At 38.4% G+C, this 14,348-nt stretch carries 11 protein-coding genes and 1 tRNA gene; 11 read left to right on the plus strand and 1 reads right to left on the minus strand.

The features are described from left to right. The first annotated feature begins 2 nt into the window (after positions 1 to 2). From tuf to ASG38_RS08780, 11 genes are all read left to right on the plus strand, one after another. The gene (gene tuf / locus ASG38_RS08730) at positions 3 to 1,196 is read left to right on the plus strand and encodes an elongation factor Tu (protein ID WP_056069295.1); all 1,194 of its coding nucleotides are present in this window, start codon (positions 3 to 5) and stop codon (positions 1,194 to 1,196) included. Positions 1,197 to 1,256: 60 nt separating this feature from the next. Further along, positions 1,257 to 1,327: transfer RNA gene (locus tag ASG38_RS08735), tRNA-Trp, on the plus strand. Between the two features lie 15 nt (positions 1,328 to 1,342). Beyond that, on the plus strand, positions 1,343 to 1,540 hold the full coding sequence (gene secE, locus ASG38_RS08740) for a preprotein translocase subunit SecE (RefSeq protein ID WP_056069298.1): 198 nt from the start codon (positions 1,343 to 1,345) through the stop codon (positions 1,538 to 1,540). Between the two features lie 9 nt (positions 1,541 to 1,549). Next, positions 1,550 to 2,101, plus strand: coding sequence for a transcription termination/antitermination protein NusG (nusG, locus tag ASG38_RS08745; RefSeq protein WP_056069301.1), 552 nt, complete (start codon positions 1,550 to 1,552; stop codon positions 2,099 to 2,101). Positions 2,102 to 2,169: 68 nt separating this feature from the next. Next, entirely contained in the window at positions 2,170 to 2,610 is a 441-nt protein-coding gene (gene rplK / locus ASG38_RS08750) for a 50S ribosomal protein L11 (RefSeq protein ID WP_056069304.1), read from the plus strand. 8 nt (positions 2,611 to 2,618) lie between these two features. After that, positions 2,619 to 3,308 carry a 50S ribosomal protein L1 gene (gene rplA / locus ASG38_RS08755; RefSeq protein ID WP_056069306.1) on the plus strand — a complete coding sequence of 230 codons (690 nt, stop codon included), beginning with the start codon at positions 2,619 to 2,621 and terminating at the stop codon, positions 3,306 to 3,308. Positions 3,309 to 3,330: 22 nt separating this feature from the next. Continuing rightward, positions 3,331 to 3,831 carry a 50S ribosomal protein L10 gene (rplJ, locus tag ASG38_RS08760; RefSeq protein ID WP_056069310.1) on the plus strand — a complete coding sequence of 167 codons (501 nt, stop codon included), beginning with the start codon at positions 3,331 to 3,333 and terminating at the stop codon, positions 3,829 to 3,831. 52 nt (positions 3,832 to 3,883) lie between these two features. Next, positions 3,884 to 4,255: a 50S ribosomal protein L7/L12 gene (gene rplL / locus ASG38_RS08765; RefSeq protein ID WP_056069312.1), complete on the plus strand. Its 372-nt coding sequence runs from the start codon at positions 3,884 to 3,886 to the stop codon at positions 4,253 to 4,255. Between the two features lie 266 nt (positions 4,256 to 4,521). Beyond that, complete coding sequence (rpoB, locus tag ASG38_RS08770; protein WP_056069315.1) at positions 4,522 to 8,334, plus strand: DNA-directed RNA polymerase subunit beta; 3,813 nt, start codon at positions 4,522 to 4,524, stop codon at positions 8,332 to 8,334. 92 nt (positions 8,335 to 8,426) lie between these two features. Continuing rightward, positions 8,427 to 12,728 carry a DNA-directed RNA polymerase subunit beta' gene (gene rpoC / locus ASG38_RS08775; RefSeq protein WP_056069319.1) on the plus strand — a complete coding sequence of 1,434 codons (4,302 nt, stop codon included), beginning with the start codon at positions 8,427 to 8,429 and terminating at the stop codon, positions 12,726 to 12,728. A gap of 3 nt (positions 12,729 to 12,731) precedes the next feature. Further along, positions 12,732 to 13,043 carry a DUF3467 domain-containing protein gene (locus ASG38_RS08780; protein WP_056069326.1) on the plus strand — a complete coding sequence of 104 codons (312 nt, stop codon included), beginning with the start codon at positions 12,732 to 12,734 and terminating at the stop codon, positions 13,041 to 13,043. Between the two features lie 389 nt (positions 13,044 to 13,432). Here ASG38_RS08780 and ASG38_RS08790 read toward each other — a convergent pair whose 3' ends face one another. Next, the gene (locus tag ASG38_RS08790; RefSeq protein WP_056069332.1) at positions 13,433 to 14,248 is read right to left on the minus strand and encodes a hypothetical protein; all 816 of its coding nucleotides are present in this window, start codon (positions 14,246 to 14,248) and stop codon (positions 13,433 to 13,435) included. Between the last annotated feature and the right edge of the window lie 100 nt (positions 14,249 to 14,348).

Consider the following 14,348-nt stretch of genomic DNA (forward strand, 5'->3'; position numbering starts at 1 on the left):
AAATGGCAAAGGAGAATTTTAACCGTTCCAAACCGCACTTAAATATAGGTACAATTGGACACGTAGATCACGGAAAAACTACATTGACTGCTGCGATTACTAAAGTAATGGCAGAAGCTGGTTTTTCTAAAACAGCTGCAAAATCTTTCGATCAGATTGATAATGCTCCTGAAGAAAAAGAAAGAGGTATTACGATCAATACATCACACGTTGAGTACGAAACTGCTAACCGTCACTACGCACACGTTGACTGTCCAGGTCACGCGGATTACGTAAAGAACATGGTTACTGGTGCTGCTCAGATGGACGGTGCTATCTTGGTTGTAGCTGCTACTGACGGACCAATGCCGCAAACTCGTGAGCACATCCTTTTAGGTCGCCAGGTAGGTATTCCTAGAATCGTTGTATTCATGAACAAAGTGGATATGGTTGATGATGCTGAGTTGTTAGAGCTAGTTGAAATGGAAATCAGAGACTTGTTGTCTTTCTACGAATATGATGGAGATAATGGTCCAGTTATCCAAGGTTCTGCTTTGGGTGGATTGAACGGAGATGCTACATGGGTTCCTAAAATTATGGAATTGATGGAAGCTGTTGACAACTGGATTGAAGAGCCGGTTCGTGACGTTGCTAAGCCATTCTTGATGCCAGTTGAAGACGTATTTACAATTACAGGTCGTGGAACTGTTGCTACAGGTCGTATCGAAACTGGAGTTGCAAACACAGGAGATGCTGTTGAAATCATCGGTATGGGAGCTGACAAATTGACTTCTACAATTACTGGAGTTGAGATGTTCCGTAAAATCCTTGACAGAGGTGAAGCTGGAGATAACGTAGGTTTGTTGTTGAGAGGTATTGATAAAGCTGATATCAAAAGAGGTATGGTTATTATTAAGCCAGGATCAGTTAAGCCACACGCTAAATTCAAAGCTGAGGTTTATATCTTGAAAAAAGAAGAAGGTGGTCGTCACACGCCATTCCACAATAACTACCGTCCACAGTTCTACGTACGTACAACTGACGTAACAGGTGTTATTGCTTTACCAGCAGGTGTAGAGATGGTAATGCCAGGTGATAACTTGACTATCGAAGTTAGCTTGTTGAGCCCAATTGCAATGAACGTAGGTTTGCGTTTCGCTATCCGTGAGGGTGGTAGAACAGTTGGTGCTGGTCAGGTAACTGAAATTTTAGACTAATTATCTATTAAATAAATAGCCAGCAGAGAGCCTCTGGGTTGCTCTGCTGGTTTTTAATAAACGGGCGTAGTTCAAGGGTAGAATAGCGGTCTCCAAAACCGTTGATGGGGGTTCGAATCCCTCCGCCCGTGCAAAAATAAATTACAATGACAAAAGTTGTTAATTACATAACCGAAGCTTTCGGTGAATTAAAAAATAATGTTACTTGGCCGGAATGGGCAGAAGTACAGCGCTTGACAATTGTAGTTGCTGTTTTCTCTGTAATATTCGCCTTGGCAACATGGGGAGTAGACGTTGTTTTCGCAAAAGCATTAGCTGGTTTCTTTAATTTGATAAAAGGTTAATTTTTTGAGATGGCGGATAATAATGTGAAAAAATGGTATGTGGTCAGAGCGGTAAGCGGACAGGAAAACAAAGTCAAAGCTTATATCGAAACTGAAATCAACAGATTGGGAATGGCTGATTATATTTCTCAGGTGCTTGTACCTACTGAAAAAGTAGTGCAGGTAAGAGATGGGAAAAAAATCAGCAAAGACAAAGTCTATTTTCCTGGTTATGTAATGATTGAGGCTAATCTTGTTGGCGAAATACCTCATATTATCAAGTCTATTACTAGTGTTATTGGTTTCTTAGGGGAAGTTAAAGGGGGTGACCCTGTGCCTTTAAGACAATCTGAGGTAAACAGGATGTTAGGAAAAGTAGATGAGTTGGCTGTTAAGACAGACAATCATGCTATTCCTTTTACTGTTGGAGAAACAATTAAGGTTGTTGATGGTCCTTTCAATGGTTTCAACGGGACTGTTGAGAAAATCAATGAAGAAAAGCGTAAGCTTGAGGTAATGGTGAAAATTTTCGGTAGAAAGACGCCATTAGAATTGAGTTTTATGCAAGTTGAAAAAGTATAATTTTTGTTACACATATAGTAAAAACCGCATCTATCGCTTCCAAGATGATGCGTTAAATTTTTTAAACAATGGCTAAAGAGATTAGTAAAGTAGTTAAACTACAAGTTAAGGGAGGTGCCGCGAATCCATCGCCACCGGTTGGACCTGCTCTGGGTGCTGCTGGGGTTAACATCATGGAGTTCTGTAAGCAATTTAATGCTAGAACACAAGATAAGCCTGGCAAAGTGTTACCAGTACAAATTACTGTTTACAAAGATAAGTCTTTCGACTTCGTTGTAAAAACACCACCTGCTGCTATTCAACTATTAGAGGCTGCAAAATTGAAGTCTGGTTCTGGAGAGCCTAATCGTAAAAAAGTAGCGAAAGTTACTATGGATCAGATTAGAGCTATCGCTGAGGACAAGATGGCTGATTTGAACGCGTTCACAATTGAGTCTGCTATGAGCATGATTGCTGGAACAGCTAGATCTATGGGTATAACTGTAACGGGAGACGCTCCTTCTAATTAAGAAAAGACATGGCAAAATTGACAAAAAAACAAAAAGAAGCTGCATCAAAAATTGAGAAAAACAAGCTGTATTCTTTGAAAGATGCTTCTGCATTAATCAAGACAGTTGCTTCTGCAAAATTTGATGAGTCTGTTGATATCGCTGTTAAATTGGGTGTAGATCCAAGAAAAGCAAATCAAATGGTTAGAGGTGTAGTAACATTGCCTCACGGAACTGGAAAAGATGTTAGAGTTTTGGCATTGGTTACTCCAGATAAAGAAGCTGAAGCTAAAGCTGCTGGTGCAGACCACGTAGGTTTAGACGACTATTTGCAAAAAATCAAAGATGGTTGGACAGATGTTGATGTAATCATCACTATGCCGGCTGTAATGGGTAAACTAGGACCATTAGGAAGAATCTTAGGACCAAGAGGTCTTATGCCAAACCCTAAGACAGGAACAGTTACTATGGATGTTGCAAAAGCAGTTCAGGAAGTAAAATCAGGTAAAATCGACTTTAAAGTTGACAAGACTGGTATCGTTCATGCAGGAATCGGAAGAGTTTCTTTCGGTGCTGAGCAAATCTCAGAAAACGCGCATGAAATTATTCAAACATTAATCAAAATGAAACCAACTGCAGCGAAAGGTACTTACATTAAGAGTATCCACATCTCAGCAACAATGAGTCCTGCTATTGCTTTAGATCCTAAAGCGGTATAATTGGTAGTTAAAAATTTTTAGTATGACTAGAGAAGAAAAATCAATCGCGATTGGAGATTTAACTGCACAGTTAGCTGGTACAAATATTGTTTATGTAGCAGATATTTCTGGACTAAATGCAGAAACTACTTCAAGTTTAAGAAGAGCTTGTTTCAAAGCGGGTATCAAACTGGAAGTTGTTAAGAACACATTGCTTGAAAAAGCTATGGAAGCTTCTGAAAACAACTACGGTGAACTACCAGGAGTTTTGAAAGGAAACACTTCTATATTCATTGCAGACGTAGCTAACGCTCCTGCAAAAATCATTAAAGAATTCCGTAAAAAATCTGATAAGCCAGTTTTTAAAGGGGCATTCATCAACAATGAAATTTACATTGGAGATAACCTTTTAGATTCTCTTGCTTCACTTAAATCTAAGGAAGAAGTTATCGGAGAAATCATCGGATTACTTCAGTCTCCGGCTCAAAGAGTTATTTCTGCTCTTAAGAACCAATTCGCTAGCGAAGAAGGAGCTGAGTCTTAATCAGTACGCACAAATAAATTATATTTAAAAAATCATTTAAACGATAGAAAAAATGGCAGATTTGAAACAATTCGCAGAACAATTAGTTAACTTGACTGTAAAAGAAGTTAACGATTTAGCAACAATATTAAAAGAAGAGTACGGTATCGAACCAGCTGCAGCTGCTGTTGTAGTTTCTGGTGGTGGTGATGCTGGTGCAGCTGCTGAAGAGCAAACAGAATTCACTGTAGTATTGAAAGATGCTGGTGCTTCTAAATTAGCTGTTGTTAAAGCTGTAAAAGAACTTACAGGTTTAGGTCTTAAAGAAGCTAAAGACTTAGTTGACGCTGCTCCTGCAAACGTTAAAGAAGGTGTTTCTAAAGACGAGGCTGAAGGTCTTAAAAAATCTTTAGAAGAAGCTGGAGCTGTAGTTGAGCTTAAATAAGCTTACTAAGTTACAATAACTAGGTTTAGGCCTTGGACAGAGACGTCCAATGGCCTAAACCATTTTTCGTATAATAAAATTATATCAAGTTTTATTATAATAATAGTTTAAAATACGAAAAAGTTTTTGATCAATACGAAGACAAAAAATCAAACCGGATTATCCTGTTTTATTTTTCAAGATGTATTGATTACAAAAAGAAAAGTATAATTAAACAGTGTTTTACACAAAAAACTACTTTTTTTTAATCAAAATTTTGTCCATTGATGATAACAAATCAGACTGAAAGATTGAATTTTGCCTCGACAAAAAATATTCCTCAGTATCCGGATTTCCTGGATATTCAGGTAAAATCTTTTAAGGATTTTTTCCAACTGGAAACTAAATCTGACGAAAGAGGCAACGAAGGGCTTTACAATACCTTCATGGAGAACTTTCCAATCACAGATACAAGAAATCAATTTGTATTGGAATTCCTAGATTACTTTGTTGATCCACCACGTTATACCATTCAAGAATGTATAGAAAGAGGACTTACTTATAGCGTTCCTTTAAAAGCCAGGCTAAAGCTATATTGTACAGATCCAGAGCACGAAGATTTTGAAACTATTGTACAGGATGTTTATCTTGGAACAATTCCTTATATGACGCCAAGTGGTACATTTGTTATCAATGGTGCTGAACGTGTTGTTGTTTCCCAATTACACAGATCACCAGGTGTTTTCTTTGGACAATCGTTTCACGCAAATGGAACCAAATTATATTCTGCCAGAGTAATTCCTTTTAAAGGTTCCTGGATAGAATTTGCTACCGATATCAACAGCGTAATGTATGCTTATATCGATAGAAAGAAAAAATTACCAGTTACAACTCTGTTCAGAGCGATTGGTTTCGAAAGAGATAAAGACATTCTTGAAATTTTTGACCTTGCAGAAGAAATCAAGGTATCAAAAACAGGACTTAAAAAATACATTGGCCGAAGATTGGCTGCACGTGTTTTGAATACGTGGCATGAAGATTTCGTAGATGAGGATACAGGAGAAGTTGTATCTATTGAGCGTAACGAAATCATCCTTGATCGTGATACAGTTATCGATAAAGATAATGTTGAAGAAATCATTGATGCCAACGTAAAAACAATCTTATTGCATAAGGAAGATGCAAATCAGGGAGATTATGCTATCATCCACAACACTTTGCAAAAAGACCCGACAAACTCTGAAAAAGAAGCTGTTGAGCACATCTACCGTCAGTTGCGTAATGCAGAACCGCCTGATGAAGAAACGGCTCGTGGCATTATTGATAAATTGTTCTTCTCAGACCAACGTTACAACTTAGGTGAAGTAGGTCGTTACAGAATGAACAAAAAATTAGATCTTGATATCCCTATGGACAAACAGGTTTTGACCAAAGAAGATATCATCACTATCGTTAAATACCTGATCGAATTGATCAACTCTAAAGCAGAGATTGATGATATCGATCACTTGTCAAACCGTCGTGTTAGAACTGTAGGCGAGCAGCTTTCAGCTCAATTCGGTGTTGGTTTGGCTCGTATGGCAAGAACCATTCGTGAGAGAATGAACGTTAGAGATAACGAGGTGTTTACACCAATTGACTTGATCAATGCCAAAACATTATCATCAGTTATCAACTCTTTCTTTGGAACAAACCAGTTATCTCAGTTCATGGACCAAACAAACCCATTGGCAGAGATTACACACAAAAGAAGATTGTCTGCCCTTGGACCTGGTGGTCTTTCGAGAGAAAGAGCAGGTTTCGAGGTTCGTGACGTTCACTATACGCACTACGGACGTTTATGTCCTATTGAAACACCGGAAGGACCAAACATCGGTTTGATTTCTTCTCTTGGGGTTTACGCAAAAGTAAACGGAATGGGATTCATCGAAACTCCTTATCGTAAGGTGACTGATGGAAAAGTAGATTTGGTTTCTGAACCGGTTTATTTGAGTGCTGAGGAAGAAGAAGGTAAGATGATTGCTCAGGCCAACATCGAAATGAATGATGATGGACAGATTACTGCCGATAAGGTAATTGCCCGTGAAGAAGGTGATTTCCCGGTTGTAGAACCAAATGTTGTTCACTATACAGACGTTGCGCCAAACCAGATTGCTTCGATTTCTGCATCTTTGATTCCTTTCCTGGAGCATGATGATGCGAACCGTGCGTTGATGGGATCAAACATGATGCGTCAGGCGGTTCCTTTATTAAGACCGGAAGCTCCAATCGTGGGTACAGGTCTTGAAAGACAGGTAGCGTCTGATTCCAGAGTTTTGATTAATGCAGAAGGTGACGGAACAGTAGAATATGTTGATGCTAATATCATCACTATTAAATATGACAGAACTGATGAAGAAAGAATGGTAAGTTTTGACCCGGATGAAAAAACTTATAATTTGATCAAATTCAGAAAAACCAACCAGAGTACTTCAATCAACCTGAAGCCTATCGTAAGAAAAGGAGACAGAGTTGTTAAAGGACAGGTGCTTTCAGAAGGTTATGCAACTCAAAATGGTGAGCTTGCTTTAGGTAGAAACCTTAAAGTAGCGTTCATGCCTTGGAAAGGGTACAACTTCGAGGATGCAATCGTAATCTCTGAAAAAGTGGTTCGTGATGACATTTTCACCTCTATCCATATCGATGATTATTCATTGGAGGTTAGAGATACTAAACTGGGTAACGAAGAATTAACGAACGATATTCCAAACGTTTCAGAAGAAGCTACCAAAGATTTAGATGAAAATGGTATGATCAGAATTGGAGCCGAAGTAAAACCTGGCGACATCCTGATTGGAAAAATCACTCCAAAAGGAGAATCAGACCCAACACCGGAAGAAAAACTTTTAAGAGCAATCTTTGGTGATAAGGCTGGTGATGTAAAAGATGCTTCATTGAAAGCTTCTCCTTCATTACACGGTGTGGTTCTTGATAAAAAATTATTCGCGAGAGCGGTAAAAGATAAACGTAAGAGAGGTAAAGACAAAGATGATTTGGCCGCTCTTGAAATGGAATTTGAAACCAAATTTGTTGAATTAAAAGACAAGCTTGTTGACAAACTTTTCAATATCGTAAACGGAAAAACTTCGCAAGGAGTTATGAATGATTTGGGTGAAGAAGTATTGCCAAAAGGTAAGAAATACACTCAAAAAATGTTAAATGCTGTTGAAGATTTCGCACACTTAAGCAAAGGACAGTGGGTTGCTGATGACGAAACCAATAAAATGGTTAACGACTTGATCCACAACTATAAGATTAAGCTAAACGATCTTCAGGGTGCATTGCGTAGAGAGAAATTCACGATTACTGTTGGAGATGAGTTACCAGCCGGAATCTTGAAATTGGCAAAAGTGTACATTGCTAAAAAACGTAAGCTGAAAGTAGGGGATAAGATGGCAGGACGTCACGGTAACAAAGGTATTGTTGCCAGAATCGTTCGTCACGAAGATATGCCTTTCCTGGAAGACGGAACACCAGTTGATATCGTATTGAACCCACTTGGGGTACCTTCACGTATGAACATCGGTCAGATTTATGAAACAGTACTGGGATGGGCCGGACAAAAATTGGGTAGAAAATTCGCTACTCCAATCTTCGACGGTGCTTCTTTGGATGAAATCAATAAATTGACTGACGAAGCCGGAATTCCAAGATTCGGACATACTTACCTTTATGATGGAGGAACAGGTGAGCGTTTCCACCAGCCAGCAACTGTCGGAGTTATCTATATGCTGAAACTTGGACACATGGTTGATGACAAGATGCACGCACGTTCTATCGGACCATACTCGTTGATCACTCAGCAGCCTCTTGGAGGTAAAGCACAATTCGGAGGTCAGCGTTTTGGAGAGATGGAGGTTTGGGCTCTTGAAGCTTACGGTGCATCAAGCACGCTTAGAGAAATTTTGACTGTTAAATCAGATGACGTTATTGGTAGAGCTAAAACTTACGAAGCTATCGTTAAGGGTGAAACTATGCCAGAACCAGGATTACCAGAATCGTTCAACGTATTGATGCACGAATTGAAAGGTCTTGGATTAGACATCAGATTAGAGGAATAGTTTTTAGTTCCGGAGTTTAGGATATCCATCCTAAACTCCGGGCTTTAAGCAAATAAAAGGTTTTCAATATCACAATATCAATAGTAAAGACTATGATGAACAGAAATAAAGATAAAAACCAAATTAAAAGGTTTGACAAAATTTCGATAGGATTAGCTTCTCCAGAATCTATCTTGGCTGAGTCAAGAGGTGAGGTTTTGAAGCCGGAAACTATCAACTATAGAACCCACAAACCAGAGCGTGACGGTCTTTTCTGCGAACGAATTTTCGGTCCTGTAAAAGATTTCGAATGTGCTTGTGGTAAATATAAAAGAATCCGCTACAAAGGTATCGTTTGTGACCGTTGTGGTGTGGAAGTTACTGAAAAGAAAGTACGTAGAGATAGAGTAGGTCACATCAATTTGGTGGTGCCAATTGCTCACATCTGGTATTTCCGTTCACTTCCAAACAAAATTGGTTATATCCTTGGACTTCCGTCTAAAAAACTGGATATGATCATTTACTACGAAAGATATGTAGTAATCCAGCCAGGTATCGCTAAAGGTCCTGATGGAGATTCATTACATAGATTGGACTTCCTGACAGAAGAAGAGTATCTAAATATTTTAGATACGCTTCCAATGGAAAACCAATATTTAGATGACAACGATCCAAACAAATTCATCGCCAAAATGGGTGCTGAATGTATCATGGACTTGTTGGCAAGAATTGATTTGGATGAATTGTCATACGAATTAAGACACTCTGCAAACAACGAAACCTCTAAGCAACGTAAGACTGAAGCTTTAAAGAGACTTCAGGTTGTTGAATCATTCCGTGAGTCTAACGAAAACCGTGAGAACCGTCCGGAATGGATGATCATGAAAGTAGTTCCGGTTATCCCGCCAGAATTGCGTCCGTTGGTGCCGCTTGATGGTGGTCGTTTCGCAACGTCAGATTTGAACGATTTGTACAGAAGAGTAATCATCCGTAACAACCGTTTGAAGCGTTTGATGGAAATTAAAGCTCCGGAAGTAATCCTTCGTAACGAAAAACGTATGTTGCAGGAATCTGTTGACTCGTTATTCGATAACACAAGAAAAGCTTCTGCTGTAAAAACAGAATCTAACAGACCATTAAAATCACTTTCTGATTCCTTGAAAGGTAAGCAGGGACGTTTCCGTCAAAACCTTTTGGGTAAACGTGTGGATTATTCTGCCCGTTCGGTAATTGTCGTTGGACCTGAATTGAAATTATTTGAATGCGGTCTTCCAAAAGATATGGCAGCTGAACTTTACAAACCTTTCGTAATCCGCAAGCTGATTGAAAGAGGAATTGTAAAAACAGTAAAATCTGCCAAGAAGATTATTGATAAAAAAGAACCGGTAGTATGGGATATCCTTGAAAATGTAATTAAAGGACACCCTGTATTACTGAACCGTGCTCCTACATTGCACAGATTGGGTATCCAGGCGTTCCAGCCAAAACTAATCGAAGGAAAAGCAATTCAGCTTCACCCATTGGTTTGTACGGCATTTAACGCGGATTTCGATGGTGACCAGATGGCAGTTCACTTGCCACTTGGGCCAGAGGCTATCCTGGAAGCTCAATTGTTGATGTTGGCTTCTCACAATATCTTGAACCCTGCTAACGGTGCTCCAATTACGGTACCTTCTCAGGACATGGTTTTGGGTCTGTACTACATGACCAAAGAGCGTTTGTCTACTCCAGATCACAAAATTTTGGGTGAAGGATTGACATTCTACTCTGCTGAAGAAGTAAACATTGCCTTGAATGAAGGAAGATTGGAATTAAACGCCCGAGTGAAAATCAGAGCTAAAGATTTCAATGAAAATGGAGAATTGGTTTATAAAATCATCCAGACTACTGCAGGACGTGTACTTTTCAACGAAGTAGTTCCTGAAGCAGCCGGATATATCAACCAGGTATTGACCAAAAAATCGTTAAGAGATATTATTGGTGGAATTTTAAGTGTAACAGATGTACCTACAACTGCTGCCTTCCTTGATAATATGAAAGATATGGGTTACAGATTCGCCTTCCGCGGAGGTCTGTCATTCAGCTTGGGAGATATCAAAATTCCAGATCAAAAACAATCATTAATTGATGATGCCAACGAACAGGTAGAAGGTATCTCAATGAACTATAACATGGGTCTTATCACCAATAACGAACGTTACAACCAGGTTATTGACGTGTGGACTTCAACCAATGCTTTGCTTACAGAATTAGCAATGAAAAACATTAGAGAAGATCAGCAAGGATTCAACTCTGTGTATATGATGCTTGACTCTGGGGCGAGGGGTTCTAAAGAGCAGATTCGTCAGCTGACCGGTATGCGTGGATTGATGGCTAAGCCTAAAAAATCGACTGCCGGTGGTGGTGAAATTATCGAGAACCCGATTTTGTCTAACTTTAAAGAAGGTCTTTCCATCCTTGAGTACTTTATCTCTACTCACGGTGCTCGTAAAGGTCTTGCGGATACCGCTTTGAAAACGGCGGATGCGGGTTACTTGACAAGAAGATTACACGACGTTTCTCAGGACGTTATCGTAAACACAGAAGATTGCGGTACGTTGAGAGGTGTTGAAGTAGGAGCATTGAAAAAAAATGAAGAGATTGTTGAAACTCTTGGAGAAAGAATCTTAGGACGTGTAGCTTTACAAGATGTAATCAACCCGCTTACCAGCGAAGTTTTGGTTGCAGCTGGTGAACAAATTACAGAAGCTGTTGTTAAATTGATTGACGAATCGCCAATTGAAAAAGTGGAAGTTCGTTCGCCATTAACATGTGAAGCAGACAAAGGAATTTGTGCTAAATGTTACGGAAGAAACTTGGCAACCGGAAAAATGACCCAAAAGGGTGAGGCTGTTGGTGTAATTGCAGCACAGTCAATTGGTGAGCCAGGTACACAGTTAACGCTTCGTACATTCCACGTTGGAGGGGTTGCTGGAGGTCTTTCTGAAGAATCAAGCATCACTACAAAATTCAGCGGTCGTCTTGAAATCGAAGATCTTAAAACTGTTAAAGGAGAAGATCTTGAAGGAAATACTACTGATATTGTGATTTCTCGTTCAACAGAATTAAAATTGATAGATGTTAAGACAGGTATTGTTCTTAATACACATAACATTCCTTACGGTTCAAGCATCTTTGTTAAAGATGGTGACGTTGTTGAAAAAGGAACGACTATCTGTAAATGGGATCCATATAACGGGGTTATCATCTCTGAATTCACAGGTAAAGTAGCCTATGAAGATTTAGAGCAAGGACAGTCATACCAGGTTGAAATCGACGAGCAGACAGGTTTCCAGGAGAAAGTAATTTCTGAAGGAAGAAACAAGAAATTGATTCCTACTTTATTAATTTACGGTAAAGACGGCGAATTGATCCGTTCTTACAACTTGCCGGTGGGTGCCCACCTGATGGTTGAAAACGGTGAGAAGATTAAAGCAGGTAAAGTTTTAGTAAAAATACCACGTCGTTCTTCAAAAGCAGGAGATATCACCGGAGGTCTTCCAAGAATTACCGAGTTGTTAGAAGCTCGTAATCCTTCGAACCCGGCTGTTGTTTCTGAAATTGACGGTGTTGTTTCATTTGGTAAGATCAAGAGAGGTAACCGTGAAATCGTAATCGAGTCTAAATTTGGCGAAATCAAGAAATATCTTGTAAAACTTTCCAGCCAGATTCTTGTACAGGAAAACGACTTCGTAAAAGCAGGTATGCCATTGTCTGACGGAGCAATTACTCCTGACGATATCTTGAGAATTCAGGGACCATCAGCAGTACAGCAATATCTTGTAAATGAAATTCAGGAAGTTTACCGTCTGCAAGGGGTAAAAATCAACGACAAGCACTTTGAAGTTGTAATCCGCCAGATGATGCGTAAAGTTCAGGTTCAGGATCCGGGAGATACATTGTTCCTTGAAGATCAACTTATCCATACTAAAGACTTTATCTATGAAAATGATAAGTTGTATGGTATGAAAGTAGTAGAAGATGCTGGTGATTCTGAAAACCTTAAACCGGGACAGATCGTTTCTCCTCGCCAATTACGTGACGAAAACTCACTATTGAAGCGTACGGATAAGAATCAGGTTGTAGCAAGAGACGTTATCACGGCTACTGCAACTCCGGTGTTACAGGGTATTACCAGAGCTTCGTTGCAGACTAAATCATTCATCTCTGCAGCATCGTTCCAGGAAACAACTAAAGTATTGAACGAAGCTGCTGTTGCTGGAAAAGTAGACATGCTTGAAGGACTTAAAGAAAATGTTATCGTTGGACACAGAATCCCTGCTGGTACAGGTATGAGAGATTACGATAATGTAATTGTAGGTTCTAAAGAAGAATACAATGAGCTAATGGCTGCAAAAGAAGAATATAATTATTAAGATATGAGCGATTCAAAACAACCACAAGGTCAGATTAATATTGAATTGGATGAAAAAACGGCCGAAGGAATTTATTCCAATTTGGCTATCATTAACCATTCAGCTTCAGAATTTGTATTGGATTTCGTAAGCATCATGCCGGGAATTCCAAAGGCAAAAGTGAAATCTAGAATCGTTTTGACACCGCAGCATGCCAAAAGATTATTAAAGGCTATAGGAGAGAATATCCACCGTTATGAAAGCGCCCATGGCGAAATAAAAGATACGGAACAACCTCCAATTCCTCTAAATTTTGGTCCTGCCGGACAAGCATAAACAAAAAAAGCCTCCTGAATTTCAGGAGGCTTTTTTATTTTGTAAAAGTTAACTCTTTAAAGGGAAAGCGGTATGTTATTGCCTAAATGATTTTTGTATAATGTTAGTTTTTAGTTCCAAAATCAACTTTCAAGATGAAGCAGTCCTGAATGAATTTTGTTGAAAGACCATTTCTACTAACTACTTTTTCGCTTACTCTTGTTTAAAGATGAATAAATGATAAATTAAAATATAGCCAAATAATAAACTTACTAAGAATTTTAAATATAATTTGAAATTATTTAAGTCCGAATATTGGTAAGTAAGTTTACCATTCATTACTAAAAAGAATACTACTGAAATAAAAATAAATAAAGGAAACTTTATTTTGTTTTTCATGATACAAATTATTAAATGCAATCAACAGCTGCCCATATTGCTCCAGTTACGGCACCAGTTACAGCTCCAGCAGCTCCGCCAAATATGCAACCGCCAACAGCGCCAGTTGCCGTACCGAGTACAGGGACAGTTACTGTGCCAACAGTGCCGCCTGCAATGGCTCCTCCTATACATCCTGTTATCATACCCGTTGCCAATCCTCTTCCAATTGCTTTGCCTCCGGTTTGTCTTAAGCAATCCCAGAAACCAAAAGTTATATATTGGTTATCTCTAAAAATTATAGGTAAATTTTCATAGCCGCTATTAATTAGTAGGCTGTTATTTGTTCCTACAATCATTGAATTTACCATAAATTTTAAATTATTTTTATCAACTTCATCTAAATTTAATTTGTCAATATTATATGAGTACTTTACAAGTATATCTAAAACTTTATCATCATTTGCACGGCTTAAATCTTTTAATAAAGGTATTATTGCATCACGATATTTATCATTACACTCTTCACAACTTTCATAAAATGCAATAAGATTGTCAATGTTTGAAATATCAACGCCTTTACTTTTTATGAATTCGATTGCAGGTTTTTGGATTTTAAGAATAGTGTTTTCAATATTTACAAAATCACGAGATAATTTTTCAACTGATTGACGATTTTTGAGAGTGTTAAAGTTACTTGAAGATGTTCTGAAATGTTGTGAAGAAGTATCGTTGAGTTCGTTTTTTGACTTCATTTCTGAATTCTCGTTCTCCTCACTACATGATGTAAAGAATAAAGTTGTAGTTAAAAAAATAATTGTACTGGCTGATAAAAAAAAATTTCTCATAGTATATAAATAAAAAATAATCTCTACTCTTTTAAGGATTTTCGAGTTACTCCAGTAGTATATGTATATGTTTTTTCAAATATAATTTCTTTACTATTAT

This window comes from Flavobacterium sp. Leaf359 (genome assembly GCF_001423985.1).
Classification (GTDB): Bacteria; Bacteroidota; Bacteroidia; order Flavobacteriales; family Flavobacteriaceae; genus Flavobacterium; species Flavobacterium lindanitolerans.